14 protein-coding genes and 1 pseudogene are annotated in these 17601 nt (G+C 45.2%); 3 read left to right on the forward strand and 12 right to left on the reverse strand.

Annotated features, from left to right (window positions below):
• Positions 1-96 precede the first annotated feature (96 nt).
• Positions 97-678, forward strand: coding sequence for a 5'-deoxynucleotidase (yfbR, locus tag Xenpb_RS05190; RefSeq protein WP_099113140.1), 582 nt, complete (start codon positions 97-99; stop codon positions 676-678).
• 91 nt (positions 679-769) lie between these two features.
• Here yfbR and Xenpb_RS05195 read toward each other — a convergent pair whose 3' ends face one another.
• The 4 genes and pseudogenes from Xenpb_RS05195 to yfbV form a co-directional block, all read right to left on the reverse strand.
• Positions 770-2599: an SLC13 family permease gene (locus tag Xenpb_RS05195; protein WP_187653379.1), complete on the reverse strand. Its 1830-nt coding sequence runs from the start codon at positions 2597-2599 to the stop codon at positions 770-772.
• Positions 2600-2688: 89 nt separating this feature from the next.
• Complete coding sequence (locus Xenpb_RS05200; protein ID WP_304952538.1) at positions 2689-3363, reverse strand: sugar phosphatase; 675 nt, start codon at positions 3361-3363, stop codon at positions 2689-2691.
• Between the two features lie 60 nt (positions 3364-3423).
• Positions 3424-3573 (reverse strand): annotated as a pseudogene (locus Xenpb_RS05205) (YfbU family protein); the annotation flags it as partial.
• 89 nt (positions 3574-3662) lie between these two features.
• Positions 3663-4118 (reverse strand): terminus macrodomain insulation protein YfbV, encoded by a 456-nt coding sequence (yfbV, locus tag Xenpb_RS05210; protein WP_187653516.1) that lies wholly within the window; start codon positions 4116-4118, stop codon positions 3663-3665.
• 264 nt (positions 4119-4382) lie between these two features.
• On the opposite strand from yfbV, the gene ackA reads away from it, so the two are divergent.
• Both ackA and pta read left to right on the forward strand, forming a co-directional pair.
• A complete protein-coding gene (gene ackA, locus Xenpb_RS05215) occupies positions 4383-5585 on the forward strand; it encodes an acetate kinase (protein WP_099113137.1) in 1203 nt (400 codons plus the stop codon).
• Positions 5586-5790: 205 nt separating this feature from the next.
• Complete coding sequence (pta, locus tag Xenpb_RS05220) at positions 5791-7935, forward strand: phosphate acetyltransferase (protein ID WP_187653380.1); 2145 nt, start codon at positions 5791-5793, stop codon at positions 7933-7935.
• Positions 7936-8133: 198 nt separating this feature from the next.
• Here the strand turns inward: pta and Xenpb_RS05225 are convergent, their stop codons facing one another.
• The 8 genes from Xenpb_RS05225 to Xenpb_RS05260 all read right to left on the reverse strand — a co-directional run bounded on the left by Xenpb_RS05225 (position 8134) and on the right by Xenpb_RS05260 (position 17492).
• Positions 8134-8913: a GNAT family N-acetyltransferase gene (locus tag Xenpb_RS05225; RefSeq protein WP_187653381.1), complete on the reverse strand. Its 780-nt coding sequence runs from the start codon at positions 8911-8913 to the stop codon at positions 8134-8136.
• On the reverse strand, positions 8856-10280 hold the full coding sequence (locus Xenpb_RS05230) for an amino acid permease (RefSeq protein ID WP_187653382.1): 1425 nt from the start codon (positions 10278-10280) through the stop codon (positions 8856-8858). The genes Xenpb_RS05225 and Xenpb_RS05230 overlap by 58 nt, the downstream gene beginning before the upstream one ends.
• Before the next feature lie 33 nt (positions 10281-10313).
• Positions 10314-11300: a succinylglutamate desuccinylase gene (gene astE, locus Xenpb_RS05235; RefSeq protein WP_187653383.1), complete on the reverse strand. Its 987-nt coding sequence runs from the start codon at positions 11298-11300 to the stop codon at positions 10314-10316.
• 12 nt (positions 11301-11312) lie between these two features.
• The gene (gene astB, locus Xenpb_RS05240) at positions 11313-12656 is read right to left on the reverse strand and encodes an N-succinylarginine dihydrolase (RefSeq protein WP_187653384.1); all 1344 of its coding nucleotides are present in this window, start codon (positions 12654-12656) and stop codon (positions 11313-11315) included.
• A 52-nt stretch (positions 12657-12708) separates the two neighbouring features.
• The gene (gene astD / locus Xenpb_RS05245) at positions 12709-14187 is read right to left on the reverse strand and encodes a succinylglutamate-semialdehyde dehydrogenase (RefSeq protein ID WP_187653385.1); all 1479 of its coding nucleotides are present in this window, start codon (positions 14185-14187) and stop codon (positions 12709-12711) included.
• An 11-nt stretch (positions 14188-14198) separates the two neighbouring features.
• Positions 14199-15230 carry an arginine N-succinyltransferase gene (gene astA, locus Xenpb_RS05250; RefSeq protein WP_187653386.1) on the reverse strand — a complete coding sequence of 344 codons (1032 nt, stop codon included), beginning with the start codon at positions 15228-15230 and terminating at the stop codon, positions 14199-14201.
• A gap of 20 nt (positions 15231-15250) precedes the next feature.
• On the reverse strand, positions 15251-16462 hold the full coding sequence (locus tag Xenpb_RS05255; RefSeq protein WP_187653387.1) for an aspartate aminotransferase family protein: 1212 nt from the start codon (positions 16460-16462) through the stop codon (positions 15251-15253).
• A 520-nt stretch (positions 16463-16982) separates the two neighbouring features.
• Positions 16983-17492 carry a hypothetical protein gene (locus Xenpb_RS05260; protein WP_187653388.1) on the reverse strand — a complete coding sequence of 170 codons (510 nt, stop codon included), beginning with the start codon at positions 17490-17492 and terminating at the stop codon, positions 16983-16985.
• Positions 17493-17601: the final 109 nt, after the last annotated feature.

The following is a 17601-nucleotide window of genomic DNA, read 5'->3' on the forward strand; positions in this document are numbered from 1 at the left end:
AAAGAGATATATTGGTGAAAATTGATACTGAATAGGTTTACTTCCCTTTCCCATCCGCTCACAATTAACCATATCATTCCGTTGAAAGAGAAAATTATGAGCCATTTTTTCGCCCAATTATCCCGATTGAAATTAATCAACCGTTGGCCCCTGATGCGAAATGTGCGCACAGAAAATGTTTCAGAGCACAGCTTGCAGGTTGCTTTTGTCGCACATGCACTGGCCGTCATCAAAAACCGCAAATTTAACGGCAAGGTTAATGCCGATCGGATCGCCCTGCTGGCCATGTATCACGATGCCAGTGAAGTCATTACCGGAGATTTGCCTACCCCAATTAAGTACTATAACCCGCAAATTGCCCATGAATATAAAAAAATAGAGAAGATAGCCCAACAAAAATTATTGAATATGCTGCCGGCAGAATTACAAGATGATTTTCGTTCTATTTTGGATGAGCACCTGCATACCGAAGAAGAAACACGCATTATTAAACAGGCTGATGCTCTGTGTGCTTATTTAAAATGTTTGGAAGAGATTTCGGCGGGCAATACTGAATTCAATCAGGCCAAAACCCGGTTGGAAAAAACACTGGCAGAGCGCCACAGTGAAGAAATGGATTATTTTATGAACGTATTCGTCCCCAGTTTTAATCTTTCTCTTGATGAGATCAGTGTATAGATATCGCCCTCCATGATAACGGTCATCCAGTAGTGCTAATCTATAGCTATGATGCAGCACCTTATCGCATTAAAACTGCATCATGGAATTATTAAAACGGGAAAAGTATTGGGATAACCGCGACGCTGATCCCCATAACAATTAACGTAAAGGGTATGCCAAGTTTCAGGAAATCTGCAAATCGATATCCACCCGGCCCCAGTATCAATGTATTAACAGGAGATGAAACTGGTGTCATAAATGCTGCTGAGGCCGCCACACCAACAATCATGGCGAAAGGCAAAGGCGAAACAGACATTTCGTTCGCTGCCGCAATCGCTATCGGAGCCATTAATACCGCCGTCGCCGTGTTAGAAATGAACAATCCGATAACAGCACAAAGCACAAACAAGCACATCAACATCACCCGTGGCCCCATATTACCCGCCACATCCATCAACCCACGGACAATTAAGTCTATGCCTCCTGTTTTCTGCAATGCCAGCGCGAAAGGCATCATGCCAACAATCAAAATAATGCTCGGCCAGTGAATAGCACGATAGGCGCTTTCCATATCGATGCAGCGAAATTTGCCCATTAACAGACAAGCAACCAACGCAGCGATAAAGTTGGGAATTTCATTGGTGAGCATCATCGCAACCATCAAGGCAAGGCAGAATAATGCGTGGGGGGCTTGTGATGCGGCAGGCGCTGCACTTTCCACTTCGATGGGTAAATTTAGCACAATGAAATCAGGAGTCTTAGTTTTCAATGCACGAATCAGTTTCCAGTCGCCAATCACCAGTAACGTATCACCAAGCAGCAAAGGCTCGTCAACTAACTTGCCTTCCAATGCCTTACCGCCACGACGAATGCCGACAACATTGAGACCATAACGGGTGCGAAATTTCATACCACGCAGCGATTGCCCCAATAAATCGGACTCAGGGATCACGGAAACCTCTGCCATACCGACCTCACGGGATTGTTCCGAAAAATATTCCCCGCGCAATACCATCGGCTCCAACTGTTGCTCGCTGCAAAACTCCCGTAAATCAATATCACTCTCAGACATATCCACCAGCAGCACGTCTTGTTCCCGTAATTCCATATCGCCAGTGGCTGCCACCATCACCCGGCGGAACTTACGCCAGCGTTCAATACCAATTACATTGGCACCATAACGTGCGCGCAATCCCAATTCATCCAGCGTATGACCAACCAAAGGCGAACCTTGGCGGATAGCGAGCCGGCGGGCGCGACCTGACAATTTATAGTCACGGATTAAATCACGAAATGTGCGGTGATAACGTTCATCCATCGCCTGATGAGCGGCTCCTCCCAACCAACGACGGGCAATCAACATATACACCACACCGGCCAGCAAGACTAAAATACCAATCGGTGTAATGGAGAAAAAATCAAACCCCCGCAAGCCCTCGCGTACCAGCTCACTATTGACAACCATATTGGGGGGCGTTGCAACCAATGTCATCATGCCACTGATCAAACCGGCAAACCCCAATGGCATCATCAGCCGCCCCGGCGAGATTTTCATTCTGGCAGCCACACTCAGGACAACAGGAATAAAGATTGCCACAACCCCGGTTGAACTCATAAAAGCGCCCAGACCCGCGACCGACACCATTAACCAGGCCAACATCTTAGTCTCACTGTTACCGGCAATCCGAACCAGCCAATCCCCCATCTGATAGGCAACACCTGTCCTCACCAGCCCTTCGCCAATGACAAACAGGGCAGCAATCAACAAAACGTTAGGATCACTAAAACCGACAGTGGCTTCACTTAACGTCAGTGTGCCACTCAGGACAAATGCAATGATCACCAATAAAGCCACAACATCCATTCTGACTTTATTGGTGGTGAAAAGCACAATAGCTATCGAGAGCAGGGTCAATACCCACAACAGTTCGCTATTCAATCTGGCCTCTATCAACGATACCTTTAAAACGATACAAACGTTAATGGGCCAAGTAGAGCACTTTTCTCAGGGAAAATCCCACGTTATGATCAAGAATTTTCCTGATTTGTGGTGTAAATCGAAACATAACCGCCAGATTTGACAATTTCGATATTTTCCAGATTAGTAATCGTCAAATGCGTTTCATCACGGCGTGGAATATCTGGCGCATCATGGACTACGACGACCTGACAACCTGCATCCAGCCCGGCATGAATTCCTGCAATGGCATCTTCAAAGACCACACACTCTTCTGGCAGTAATCCCAGTTTTTGGGCTCCCAACAAATAAGGTGCAGGGTTTGGTTTTCCGTTTTTAACAGACTCCGCGGTCACCCAATGGGCCGGCTCTGGTAACTCGGCGACCTGATGGCGCGCAGTAGCAAGAGGAATAGTTCCCGATGTTACGATTGCCCACGGAATATCCAGTGCATTCAACTTATCAATCAGGGCAATAGCACCAGGTAAAGCGGTAATGCCTTCTGTATCTTCTGTTTCGATCTTTTCAATCCATTTGAACGTGCTGGCAATCTCTTCTTCACTGGCATCAGGCATAAAATGACGTAATGATAATATCGCCGGCGTACCATGCACATAATTCAACACTTCATCACGATCGATCCCCATCTTATCAGCAAACTTACTCCACGCCCGCTCAACCGCAGGTAATGAATCAATCAGCGTACCATCCAAATCGAATAAAAAACCCCTACATTTCAGTACCAAACCCGGCTCCTTTAAACGCAACTAGGCGTTAATAATCTGACCAATCTCAACAGCGCTCGTTTCCATAATATTAATAATGGTACGACAAATCTCTTCAGATAACTCGCCAAAATCACGATCCAACTCACGCAATTGCAAACCAAAACCCCGTTCGATAATAGTCTGGTAACGACGATAACGTTCAGCATATTCAGGTTCAAGCAAGGACATAAGTTTGTATTAACAACCGGTTATTGATCTGAACAGAGGATTTATCGGTTAATTGATTCAACAACCGCCGGAACAGGCGTTCCGGCCATTTAAATGTCATCAAGAAAAGAGTTGTCCAGTTGCTTAAATGCCCGTTTAAGCAATTCAGCTAACGAGAGATAAGTCGGGACATTTTCCACTGGCATCATTGCAATACCCGCTTCTGCAAATTTCTCCCGAATTTCATAAAACCATTTCAACAATCCTTCGGGCAAAGGTGTCGCCGCACGTTTTCCCAGCCACCACAATCCCTGCAACGGCAGGCTACAGGCAAACAGTGCCGTTGCGACCGACGGTCCCAATTGACCACCCAGCGCGATCTGCCATGTCAGCGTAAAAATGGACAATGGCGGCATAAAACGAATACCAAAGCGAGTCGCCCTAATCACACGATTTTCAGGAAAAACAGGCGAAAGCTGCTTTTCCAGCGGCCAAGTTTTTAAATATTGCTGGCCCAATTGCATCCGCTTGAACCAACCTTGATTAACAGGCGGTGTCGTATTCATCATGACCTCAATCAATTAAAGGTATACTTCTTAAAAAATCCCTACAAAAGATAAAATCTTTTTTGTAATATTAATACTATTAAGTATATTTTGTCTTTATTGCTAGCAAACGGTATCCTACACAGACTTTTATGTTGTTGCAGCAGCAAAACAAAAATTTTGACCTCTTTCGCAACAACTGGATTCGATTTGTTAACAAATTGCTTTATTTTTTAACACTTTTCTTATTTAAGATTAGATCACAACAAGATAATAGGTATTTCCATGTCAAGTAAGCTGGTACTGGTTCTTAATTGCGGTAGCTCCTCCCTGAAATTCGCTATCATCGATCCTGCCAATGGTGAAGAATATCTTTCTGGTTTAGCTGAATGCTTTAACCTGCCTGAAGCCCGTATTAAATGGAAAATGGATGGCGCAAAAAATGAAGCTGCTTTAGGTGCCGGCGCAGCACACAGCGAAGCGCTGAACTTCATTGTTAATACTATTTTGGCTGAAAAGCCAGAACTTTCTGCACAGATTTCATCCATCGGTCACCGTATCGTTCACGGTGGTGAGAAATTCACTTCTTCTGTGATCATCAATGATGAAGTTATCAAAGGCATTGAAGCGGCTATTCCGTTCGCACCACTGCACAACCCTGCTCACCTGATCGGTATCGCAGAAGCGAAGAAAGCGTTTCCTCATCTGCTTGAGAAAAACATTGCCGTATTTGATACTGCATTCCACCAGACGATGCCTGAAGAAGCATATCTGTACGCACTGCCTTACAATCTGTATAAAGAGCATGGCATCCGCCGTTACGGCGCACATGGTACCAGCCACTTCTACGTTTCCCGCGAAGCAGCTAAGATGCTGAACAAACCTGTTGAAGAACTGAATGTCATCACTTGCCATCTGGGCAATGGTGGTTCTGTTTCTGCTATTGTTAACGGCCAGTGTGTTGATACTTCTATGGGCCTGACTCCGCTGGAAGGTCTGGTGATGGGTACCCGTAGTGGTGATATCGATCCTGCTATCGTATTCCATTTGCACGATGCAATGGGTATGAGTGTTGCTGAAATCAACACCCTGCTGACCAAAGAGTCGGGGTTCCTGGGCCTGACTGAAGTGACCAGCGACTGCCGTTACGTAGAAGATAACTATGAAACCAAAGATGATGCAAAACGTGCAATGGACGTTTACTGCCATCGTCTGGCTAAATACATCGGTGCTTACAGCGCATTGATGGAAGGCCGTCTGGATGCGATTATCTTCACGGGCGGCATCGGTGAAAACTCTGCGCTGGTTCGTGAACTGACTATGAAGAAAGTTGCACTGCTAGGCTTCGAATATGATCACGAGCGCAACCTTGCTGCACGCTTCGGCAAGTCAGGCGTTATCACCACTGATAATGGCCGCCCTGCTCTGGTTATCCCAACCAATGAAGAATTGGTCATCGCCCAGGATTCAGCACGCCTGACCGCGTAAGCAATATGACTTTCAAAGAACCGCCAGCATTGCTGGCGGTTCTGCTCTTTATTCATGAATACATTTATCCATGAATACATTGAGTAATATTTCCTTAATAAATATTGCGTTGGCTCATGGTTCATATTTCATCTATTCATATAGCATGAATCTATCGCATTGAGTCACATTTATTGACTGACGAGCAACCGTTAAAGAGGTTTCCGTGTCCCGTACAATTATGTTAATCCCTACTGGCACCAGTGTTGGTTTAACCAGTGTCAGCTTGGGTGTTATTCGCTCCATGGAGCAAAAAGGCGTTCGTCTGAGCGTTTTCAAACCTATCGCACAACCACGTCACACTGGTTCTCAGGATCAAACCACTTCCATTATCCGTTCACATTCCAGCATCCATACTGCTGAACCTCTGGATATGGCACATGTGGAATCCCTGCTGACCACTAACAAGAAAGATGTACTGATGGAAGAGATCGTGGCGCGTTACCACGAAAATTCCAAAGATGCAGAAGTCGTTCTGATTGAAGGCTTGGTTCCGACTCGCAAACATCCATTTGCCCAGTCCCTGAACTATGAAATCGCCAAGACCTTGAACGCTGAAATCGTATTTGTCACTGCACTGGGCACTAACTCCCCTGAGCAGCTTAAAGAGCGCATCGAACTGAGCCGCGCAGAATACGGTGGCATCAAGAACCAAAACATCATTGGTGTTATTGTCAACAAACTGAATGCACCTGTTGATGATCAAGGCCGTACTCGCCCGGATTTGTCCGAAATCTTTGGTGAATCCACTAAAGCGACTATCGCACACGTTGATCCAAAAACTATCTTCAAAAACAGCCCGCTGCCAATTCTTGGCTGCATTCCTTGGAGTTTTGACCTGATCGCCACGCGTGCAATTGATATGGCAAAACACCTGAAAGCTGACATCATCAACGCAGGCGCCATTGAGAGCCGTCGCATTAAATCCGTGACTTTCTGTGCCCGCAGCATCCCTAACATGCTGGAGTACTTCCGTCCGGGTTCTCTGCTGGTAACTTCTGCTGACCGCCCTGACGTCCTGATCACGGCATGTCTGGCTGCCATGAATGGTATTGAAGTGGGCGCAGTGTTGCTGACCGGTGGTTACTCTATTGATGACTCCATCCGTGAATTGTGCGAACGTGCATTCAACACCGGCCTGCCAGTGTTCACCGTGAAAACGAACACATGGCAGACTTCTCTGAACCTGCAAAGCTTCAGTCTGGAAGTTCCAGCCGATGACCACGAGCGTATCGAAAAAATACAGAACTACGTTGCACAGTACATCAGCAGCGAGTGGATCGATTCTCTGGCTGCCGCGTCAGAACGTCCGAACCGCTTGTCTCCACCTGCATTCCGTTATCAACTGACCGAACTGGCGCGTCAGGCTGGCAAGCGTATCGTTCTGCCAGAAGGCGACGAACCACGTACTGTCAAAGCCGCAGCGATCTGTGCTGAACGTGGTATTGCAGAATGTATCCTGTTGGGTGATCCAGAAGAAATCCGCCGTGTGGCAGCCGCTCAAGGCGTTGAGCTGGGCGCTGGCATTGAAATCGTTAACCCGGCAGCAGTACGTGAGCGTTATGTTCCACGTCTGGTTGAACTGCGTAAGAGCAAAGGCATGACCGAAGTTGTTGCCCGTGAGCAACTGGAAGACAACGTTGTTCTGGGTACAATGATGCTGGAACAAAGTGAAGTTGATGGCCTGGTTTCTGGTGCGGTTCACACGACAGCGAATACCATTCGTCCGCCATTGCAGTTAATTAAAACTGCACCAAACAGCTCACTGGTTTCTTCCGTCTTCTTTATGTTGTTACCAGAGCAAGTATTGGTTTACGGTGACTGTGCAATCAACCCAGATCCAACCGCAGAGCAATTGTCTGAAATTGCTATCCAATCCGCAGATTCTGCGAAAGCATTTGGTATCGAGCCTCGCGTAGCAATGATCTCCTACTCTACCGGTAACTCTGGTGCAGGCAGTGATGTTGAGAAAGTTCGCGAAGCAACCCGTCTGGCACAGGAAAAACGTCCGGACCTGATCATCGACGGCCCATTGCAGTACGATGCGGCTATCATGGCCGATGTAGCAAAATCCAAAGCACCAAACTCTCCGGTTGCAGGTCAGGCGACGGTATTTATTTTCCCTGATCTGAACACAGGTAACACTACCTATAAAGCGGTACAACGCTCTGCGGATCTGGTCTCCATCGGACCAATGCTGCAAGGTATGCGTAAACCTGTTAACGACCTGTCCCGTGGTGCACTGGTTGATGACATCGTTTATACCGTTGCACTGACTGCAATTCAGGCAACTCAGCAAGAAAATGCGTAATTTTCTGGCTAGATAGCTAAGCGAAATAACTACGCAGCGAAATAACTATGCAAAATAACCCCATGCCAAAAGTATGGGGTTATTTTTTGTCTGCTGATTATCATCAATTATTTCCAATGGTTCAGGAGTCAGAAACTTACTGTTTATACACAATTTGTCTTAAATATTTGCCTTAAACATTTACCTTAAGCATTTGCCTTAAGCATTTGCCTTAAAATAGTATCCTCCCGACCAAAACCCCCATTTATCACTTTTAGCGGGTTCTAATACCATGTAACCTTCTTGAAATCCAAACCCATATTTAAAGTAAACATCCCTCGCAGCAGGCGCAGGGATTAGTTTGACGCTTCCATTTTTACCAAGTGTTTTTGATTTATTCACTGCATATTCCATTAGAAAAATCCCACAATTTCTAATACCTACGTGAGTAACGAACTCTATAATATTGGAAGGTTCTGTGGCTTTTGCCTTGTTATTGGAAAATATCAACATACCAATTGGTGTTTCTTGAAAAAACATCACAAAGAAATAATGCTCTATTGAGGCTGAAATACCCTCAAATTTATTTTCTAAGATAGAAGAAATTTGAGTAAGCATTCCATATGTAGCCTTATACCTTGAATTCCACCGTTCCTGCTCCCGGCTTAATTGTCTGCTCTGATTAGAACCTATGAACCAATCACCATTAATCATGTTCGTTCTTATTCGATTCGCAATACATAAAGCATCTTGAAGCGCAACTTCTCTGATAGTGATAAAACTTTTAACATTAAATACCCTGGAAGCCATATTTATTAAATTTGATTCACTACGCGTCAATGGCCCCGCGATATCTGAGTCCAAAATGCTAAAAAATTTTGATTTAAGTATCATGATATACCTCCCAATAACAATATAAAAAATATATTCAGAGGATTTATTTAATTTACCATTTCTTCCCGGGTTTGCTGTTGTTCCCGATGCTTTCTCATCCGCCAAAAGATTTCTAAGATCACAAACCAGACCGGAGTGCCATATAACGCTACACGTGTATCATAATCAAATACCATGATCACAATCGTAAAGGCAAAAAATATCAAAGTACACCATGTCATAGGGATGCCCAGTGGCATTTTATAGACAGATACTTTATGCAGGTCAGGGCGTTTTTTCCGGTAAGCCAGATAGGCAAACAATATCATGCACCAACTGTAAATAACCATGATAGCCGCCACAGTCGATACAATTGTAAATAATTTCATGACATCTGGGATGACAAACAACAGGAATACACCACTCGCCATACAGATAACAGAGAATAGCAAACTAAAAATGGGAACCGCACTGCTCGCTGAAAGTTGCCCGAATTTACTGTGTGCCAGCTTTTCCGTAGACAGGCCATAAAGCATGCGGGTACAAGCGTATAACCCACTGTTTGCCGAAGACATCGCTGAAGTCAGGGCCACGAAATTAATGACCGCTGCCGCTGCCGGCAAACCGGCCAGTGCAAACAACGTCACAAATGGGCTGACCTCCGGTGAAATATGCGCCCATGAAGTCACGGCGATAATGCACATCATGGAGAGCACATAAAAGATAATGATCCTGATCGGAATACTATTGATGGCTTTCGGTAAGATTTTCTCTGGTTCTTTGGTTTCTGCCGTTACTGTGCCAACCAGTTCAATCCCCGTAAAAGAAAAAATAGCAATCTGAAAACCCGCTAAAAATCCAAATACCCCGTTGGGCAGGAATACCTCAGGCTCCGTCAAATGGCGTACAGAAGCGGTTACGCCATTGGGTGAAGTCCATCCCACCAGCACCATACCAATGCCAACGATAATCAAAGCAACTATCGCCACAACTTTAATCATGGCAAACCAGAATTCTGCTTCACCAAATAACTGTACTGAGAAAAAGTTACATAAACACATTAACCCTAGGATAAACAGGGCCGTTAACCAAAGTGAACTGTCAGGAAACCAATACTGAATATAGCCACCACACACGACAACATCTGCAATACAACTGACGATCCAACTCATCCAATAAGTCCAGCCCAGAAAATAACTGGCTTTAGCTCCAAGATAATCCGCCACAAAATCCGCAAAAGTCCGATAGTCCAGTTTAGTGAGCAACAGTTCTCCCATTGCCCTCATTACCATAAAAGCGAAAAAACCAATCAACAAATAAGTCAGGATTATTGAAGTGCCTGATACCGCAATGGTTTTCCCTGTTCCCATAAACAAACCTGTACCAATGGCACCGCCAATTGCAATGAGCTGAATATGACGTTTACCTAATCCACGGTGAAGCTTCTGCGCACCTGTGGATTGTCCCACAGGTGTTTTTAATGATTCCGTCATCAATAACCTCCACAGCTTTTTTGTATGAATTGATTATGTTAACTGCGCCAGCAATAGACCTGCCCTCAGGCCGATGGCAACACGGGCATTAGGAAACAGAATAAAATTGGCAGGAGATGTGATTTTCCAAGTTTGATTCTGCTGACAGGCAATGTCGAACCCTTCCGGCAGTTTAGTGAAGTTTTTGGTATCCTCTGGAATATTGAGCTTAAAATTGTCGTGCTGTTTGATAATCGCATCCACTACACGATAACGTTTGAGCGCCACTTTACTTCGTTTGATTGAAAATAAACCTGCGACCAAATCCTGCAAGGCTGTCGCAATATTACTGAACCTTGCCAGATCGTTTTGTCCGAAGGGCCGTGCTTTACCAATCTCCAATGTGCAACTGTCTGCATTGAAATGTTCGCTGGTAAAATTGCTGAATGTGCCTCCCACCGAGTTATGAAATACCAAGGCGTCAATATCACTCTCTTCCAGCCATTGTAAAAAATCAGCAGCATAGCCACGGGATTGGTACGGCAACAGAGCAAACTGTTCATGACAAGATCCCCTAATCGCAGTGTGAAGATCCAAGTGCCGAGATCTGGTTGAGGCCATGACTGTCGGTTCACTAAAGAATTGGCGGACAACCGATTCCAGCTCTATTGCACGGCCCGATTCATTCCCCAAAGGAAAATGCTGATGGCGGCCACCGAACATACGATTAAGATCATGATCAAGATATCGTTGTCCTGCGCGCATGGCGGGCAGGTTACCGAAAATCAATAAGAGATTATTCCGTAATGCCAGACTTCCCTGGGCCAGTTGTGACAATATCCGGATTAATATTTCTACGGGAGCGGTTTCATTACCATGTATTCCGGCTGAAATAATCAGCGTATCGGCTTTTTTCTCTTGCGAAAGATCTTGTGGCAATAACTGCAATACGCCTTCTGCTAACCATGATGCCTTGATCGTTGGCGGAAAATACAGGCTATCTTCAAGTTTGTTCTCAAGCAGTAAAGTCAATAAATCCATCGTCCCTCCTGATTAACGTTGAAACTCATAGATCGGACCGAGCTTGAGGATTTGTGTCAGTTCATCAAGGGCAGCATAAACTTCATCCAACAATTGTGGATCAGCCAGATCAGCCACATACAGAGAATCCCGATAATAGCGTTCTACCCATGTCGTCAGCCGCTGATACAGCGCCGGTGTCATCAAGGTGGCCGGATTGGTCGCCGCCAGCTCTTTTTCGTTCAAAACGATCCGAAGACGCAGACAAGCCGGCCCTCCGCCATTACGCATACTTTCCCGTAAATCAAAAAAGTGGAGTTTATTGATGGGAGAATTTCCCTCAGCAATCAATGATTGCAGATAGGACGAAACGTTATGATTATGGCGGCACTCTTCCGGTAAAATCAGCATCATGTTGCCATCAGGCTGACTTAACAATTGGCTGTTAAAAAGATAGGAATTAACTGCATCCTGAATGGTGACTTGTTCAGCAGGCACTTCAACCGTTATCAGTGTTTGCCCGAGCCGGGCCATTTTTTCCCTGAGTTCAGCCAGTACCGATTGCTGGTTCAGAAAAGCCTGCTGGTGATAGAAAAAGACATTGCGGTTACTGACCGCGATGACGTCGTTATGAAACACGCCATTATCAATGGCAACCGGATTTTGTTGGGCAAATACGGTTCTTGCTTCCTCAAGCTGATGCAGGCGGGCTACTGCCTGACTCGCTTCCAGCGTTTGCCGTGCAGGATAGCGTTCAGGCACAATACCTTCTTGCAATGCTTCGCGGCCATAGACAAATAGCTGTACACCCGCTTCACCATATTCACCGCAAAAACGATTATGATTTGCCGCCCCTTCATCTCCCCAATCCACATGCTGCGGCAAAGGATCATGGTGAACAAAGTGGTTCTGATCAGAAAAGGTGGCTTTTAATGCCCGCGAAGTCTCCACACTTTCCAGAGAACGGTGTAACTTTTTATTTAAGTTGGCAACGGTGAAATGAACGCGCTGATCCGCACTATCCGCTGAAGGGGAAACCGTTGCCGCATTGGCTGTCCACATAGAAGAAGCAGAACTCAGTTTGGACAACAATAACAGTGAATACTTTGCAGTCTTGTTTAAAACCTGTTCATCACTGCCCGTAAATCCTAGCAGGCGCAATGTCGGAAGATTGGGGCGCTGCTGTGGAGGCAATACCCCCTGCACCAACCCCATATCAGACAATGCCTTCATTTTCATCAATCCTTGAAGGGCGGCTTTGCGGGGATTGGATTTTTTCCCCCGATGATTCATGGAAGCCTGATTACCCATTGATAGCCCGGCATAATGGTGTGTCATTCCCACCAAACCATCAAAATTTGCTTCAATTCCCGACATAATCACCTCTGACATCCTATTTATTAATGGAAAAAATCACGAGCGAACGAAATCATGAACGAAAGAAACCAAGCCCCGGCGCGGGTATTTCAGGCAGAACTAAATTGTCAGCCATCAAAGAAGCCATCGGCCAGGCGCAATAATCCGCCGCATAATACGCACTGGGGCGATGATTACCGGATGCCCCGATACCACCAAACGGTGCTTTGCTGGATGCGCCTGTCAGTGGTTTATTCCAATTCACGATCCCTGCCCTCGCCTCCTGCAATAATTTCTCGAACAGGGCAGCATCAGGGGAAATCAAGCCAGATGCCAAACCAAACCGTGTATCATTCGCAATGGAAATGGCTTCGTCGAAAGTGCCATAGCGTCTCAGGGTCAGCAAAGGGCCAAAATATTCTTCATCAGGAACATCTTTGATATTGGTCAGATCAATGATGCCCGGCGTCATAAAGGTTGAATGAGGATCAGGCTGCGTTAAGGCGAGCAAAGGGACGCCACCTAATGCCAGCAATTTGGATTGAGCCGCCAGCAAACTGTCTGCCGCAGCCAGAGAGATGACACCCCCGATAAAAGGCTGTGGCTCTGCATTCCAGTGTGCTGGTACAATCTGACCTGCGGCATCAAGTAGCCGTTGGATCAACGCATCCCCTTTTTCCCCTTGTTTCACCAACAACCTACGGGCACAAGTACAGCGCTGCCCTGCGGAGATGAATGCAGACTGGATAATGGTATAAACAGCGGCCTCAATATCATCATAATCGTCCACAATCAGGGCATTGTTGCCTCCCATTTCCAGCGCCAGCATTTTTTCTGGCTGACCTGCCAAGACACGGTGGAAATGGAACCCTGTCGCCGCACTGCCCGTAAACAGCACACCATCAATTTCGCGGCTGTCCAACAACGCACCGCCGGTTTCTTTACTGCCCTGTACCAGATTCAGCACACCGACTGGCAACCCTGCCTTGATCCACAGTTCAACCGTTTTCTCTGCCGTCATCGGCGTCAGTTCACTAGGCTTAAATACCAACGTATTACCCGCGATCAATGCAGGTACAATATGCCCGTTCGGTAAATGACCGGGAAAATTATAGGGGCCGAAAACTGCCATCACACCGTGAGGGCGATGCTGCAATATCGCTTTGCCATCAGGCATGGAGGTTTCAGAATATCCTGTGCGTTGTTCCCATGCCTCAATGGAAATGGCAATTTTGCCAATCATTGACTGAACTTCCGTTCGCGTTTCCCACAACGGCTTACTGGTTTCTTCACTGATTACACGGGCGATATTTTCTTTTTCCTGTGTCAACAAATCTGCAAATGTCTGAATAACTGCAATACGTTTTTCAACCGCCAACCCTGACCAAGCAGGAAAGGCTTTGCGGGCAGATTGGCACGCTTCATCTACCTGACGGGCAGAAGCGCCGTTTGCCTGCCATAAAACCTGTTGGTCCACAGGAGAGTACTTAATAACAGGCAAACCTTGCCCAACTATCCATTCACCGCCAATGTAATTTGCTTGATGATTCATTGTTAAATCCCTTAAGAGAGAAGAGAAACAAAGCGTACCGGATCGCCCTCATCTACCTGGAGTGCCTCCATCTCTGAGGGTGTAAGCCGCAGTTCATCACCATCCAGCGGATCAGAGATGTGCAGGAGTAACGCCTTAAACGCCTGAAAATGCAGGTTAGAAACAATACATGGCACCCCATCCTGCGCGCGAGAAACATGGGGGCTTTTCTTGGCATGTACGAGCCGGCAGTCTTTGACTGTGCGTATATTGTCAATTTCCGCATCCAAAATGGCACCAGCATCAAAAATGTCGACCGCATCGTGATAAGCAAAACCCTCTTTTTCCAGAATAGCGCGGGCAGGCAAGGTATTTTCATGTACCTGACCAATCGCCTGACGGGCTTCTTCCGGCAACAGAGGGACATAGACCGGATAGAATGGCATCAATTCCGCAATAAACGTTTTTGAGCCAGTCCCCGTCAAATAATCCGCTTCTGCAAAGGGAACATTGAAAAAGTGTTGCCCAAACGCATTCCAGAATGGCGATTCACCTTGTTGATCCAAGACCCCGCGCATTTCCGCAATGATGGATTTCGGGAAAAGGTGCCTGAATGCGGAAATAAAAATAAAACGGCTTCTGGAAAGGAAAACGCCATTGCGCCCGCCTTGATAATCGGGATCGAGGAACAACGTACACAGTTCACTGCATCCGGTATAATCCTGCCCGACAATCAGCGTTTCAAATGTGTTGTAAATGCCCAATTCCCGGGAAGAACGCACTGCTTTCTGCACACGGAAGTTGTAAAAGGGCTCTTCCAGCCCAACGGCAACTTCCAACGCACTCACACCAACAACACGATGCTTTTCCGTGTCCTCCAAGGTAAACAAAAAACCTTGCTGTGCTCGTCCCCTTGCATCGTTGAAAGAATCAATGCTGCGTGAAATCCGTGCCGCCAGATATTCCTGATTGTTTGGTAACGTCGTCAGGCCAACGCCAGCACGGGACGAAAGATTAAGGATATCCCCTAAATCTTCATGTTGAACGGATCTAAATAGCATCATGATATCACCTCAAATCGGCTTTATTCCTGAACAAATCGCTTGAGGGCGTTTTCAAGGCGGATGAAACCATCATCAATATCCTGCTGTTCGATATTTAATGCAGGCGCAAAACGCAGCACATCGGGGCCGGCTATTAAAGCAATCAATCCCTCTTCTGCTGCGATATTGGTCAGGTTTTTCGCCTTGCCTTGATATTTTTTATCCAGTTCAGCCCCCAGCAATAGCCCCTTACCGCGTAATTCACTGAATACCTGATAACGTTGATTGAGTGCTGACATCCGCTGGAAAAATTCATGGTGGCGCTCTTTTACTCCCGCCAGAAATTCCGGCTGATGCACCAACTCGATCACCTTATTGGCGACCGCGGCTGCCAATGGATTTCCACCAAATGTTGTACCGTGTGAACCCGGCTGGAAGGCTTCTGCGATATGTTGCCTGACCAACATAGCCCCTATCGGGAAACCGCCGCCAAGCCCTTTGGCTGTGGTCAAAACATCGGGTTCCACGCCCGTTTCTTCATAGGCATACAAATATCCGGTCCGTCCGACTCCTGTTTGAATTTCATCAAAAATCAGCAATGCCTGATACTGATCGCACAGTTCTCGCAATGCTTTCAAAAATGCCGGATCAGCAGGGATAACCCCTCCTTCACCGATAATGGGTTCAACGATGACGGCACAGGTTTTTTTTGAAATATGGGTTTTAATGGCGGCAATATCGTTATATGGAAGATGGGTAATTTGCGGCGGCAGTGGAGCGAAGTCCTGAGAGTATTTAGGTTGACCACCGACAGTCACGGTAAATAATGTTCTACCGTGGAAGGAATTCTCAAATGAAATAATTTCGTTTTTATGACTTCCATATTTATCCAGGGCATATTTTCTGGCAATTTTTAATGCAGCTTCATTAGCCTCAGCTCCAGAATTACAGAAAAAAACCTTATCTGCGAAAGTGTTTTCAACTAAAGATTTTGCAAGTTTTAACACAGGCTCATTAGTGTAACCATTACCAATATGCCATATATTTTCAATTTGAGAAATTAATGTATCTTTTAATTCATCATTGACATGCCCTAACGAATTAACAGCAATTCCGCCTGCAAAATCAACGTATTCCTTCCCATCCTGATCCCAGACGCGCGAGCCTTTAGCCTTAACCGGGATAAATTTAGCAGGTGAAAAGCAGGGAACCATATACTGATCAAACCAATTTCTTTGGATCGTACCTGACATTTGTTTTTCCTCAAATAATTAGGATATTAAAAGAAAAATAAATTTATATATCATTGAAGATAATTTTTAATTAATAGATTCATATAATTTATCTATTTATTATTTTCGAAAAGTTTCCAATGACATTATCTCTGTATCTTTCTCATCCTTTTTGATTAGTAATTAATCTCATAATCTCTTCGTGATTTAACAAAGTCAACACAATAAAATCACAATGAATTTACTTTATGATGTTTTTCACAATTTATAGAAATGAATTTATTGTCAATTTATGCACCATTTATGCATAAAAAAATAAATAAAAAGAGGGATGGAATTGGAGATAACGGAATTGAGGTATTCTTGTTCAATAATTATTCACGGAGTATGAGTATAAATTATACCCATACTCTAAAAAATGTATTTGCAATTAGCAAGTTTTACCCTACATATCAATAATTTTATTTAAAATCAAACTATTAAAAAACAATACACTTATTTTTCCACCTTATTGGCAAGTTCACTCAGGCAAACTCTCAGGCTAAGAGATATGGGGCCTATACCAAAAAAATCGAACCATATTGTCTTCACTCGTATTCAATGACTCTGACGAGAAAACCTGTTTGTCTCTCCGCAACCATAACCGTTCATCTTGAGCATAGTAGAAACATTGTGGTGAAAAAATCCCTCTGTTTGCTTTTACCGGCAAGCCTGTAATATCGGCTAATTTCTGAGCAAACCCACTTTTCCCGGAGAAACAAGATAGCAACCGGATGGAACGGGCATTATTCTTAGTGAGCAACGGCCCTATGCAATCAGCCAGATCTTGCGGCGACAATTTTTTTGCCCTTGGCATCAATCCTTCAAACAACAGTTTGAACTGATCACCATGTCCTATGAGATTCAGCCTGTTAGTCGGATATGTAGAAGATACGTCAATAAAATACTGAAATCCTCCCTGTAAATAAGGTATCAACCTTGCCGAATTGCGCACTTGTTCTTCCAAAGATAAGTTTTTAAACTCTTGATACCAATGAAAATTAAGTTTCATAAGCCCCTCCTAACGAGATCCAGATACTCTCCCCAAGCTTATACCTTTTCCCTGGTAAAAAACACAAAAAAACCCTTCCGGCAGGGGAATTAATGACACAGATATCTGG

The organism is Xenorhabdus sp. PB62.4 (assembly GCF_014467285.1).
Lineage (GTDB): Bacteria > Pseudomonadota > Gammaproteobacteria > Enterobacterales > Enterobacteriaceae > Xenorhabdus.

What these genes read in the sequence shown, in the direction of transcription:
- ackA (WP_099113137.1), top strand. Translation starts at nt 4,383, where the DNA reads ATGTCAAGTAAGCTGGTACTGGTTCTTAATTGCGGTAGCTCCTCCCTG.
- astB (WP_187653384.1), bottom strand. Translation starts at nt 12,656, where the DNA reads ATGTCGGGAATTGAAGCAAATTTTGATGGTTTGGTGGGAATGACACAC.
- astA (WP_187653386.1), bottom strand. Translation starts at nt 15,230, where the DNA reads ATGATGCTATTTAGATCCGTTCAACATGAAGATTTAGGGGATATCCTT.
- Xenpb_RS05230 (WP_187653382.1), bottom strand. Translation starts at nt 10,280, where the DNA reads ATGACGGAATCATTAAAAACACCTGTGGGACAATCCACAGGTGCGCAG.
- yfbV (WP_187653516.1), bottom strand. Translation starts at nt 4,118, where the DNA reads ATGAATACGACACCGCCTGTTAATCAAGGTTGGTTCAAGCGGATGCAA.
- astE (WP_187653383.1), bottom strand. Translation starts at nt 11,300, where the DNA reads ATGGATTTATTGACTTTACTGCTTGAGAACAAACTTGAAGATAGCCTG.
- astD (WP_187653385.1), bottom strand. Translation starts at nt 14,187, where the DNA reads ATGAATCATCAAGCAAATTACATTGGCGGTGAATGGATAGTTGGGCAA.
- yfbR (WP_099113140.1), top strand. Translation starts at nt 97, where the DNA reads ATGAGCCATTTTTTCGCCCAATTATCCCGATTGAAATTAATCAACCGT.
- Xenpb_RS05260 (WP_187653388.1), bottom strand. Translation starts at nt 17,492, where the DNA reads ATGAAACTTAATTTTCATTGGTATCAAGAGTTTAAAAACTTATCTTTG.
- Xenpb_RS05255 (WP_187653387.1), bottom strand. Translation starts at nt 16,462, where the DNA reads ATGTCAGGTACGATCCAAAGAAATTGGTTTGATCAGTATATGGTTCCC.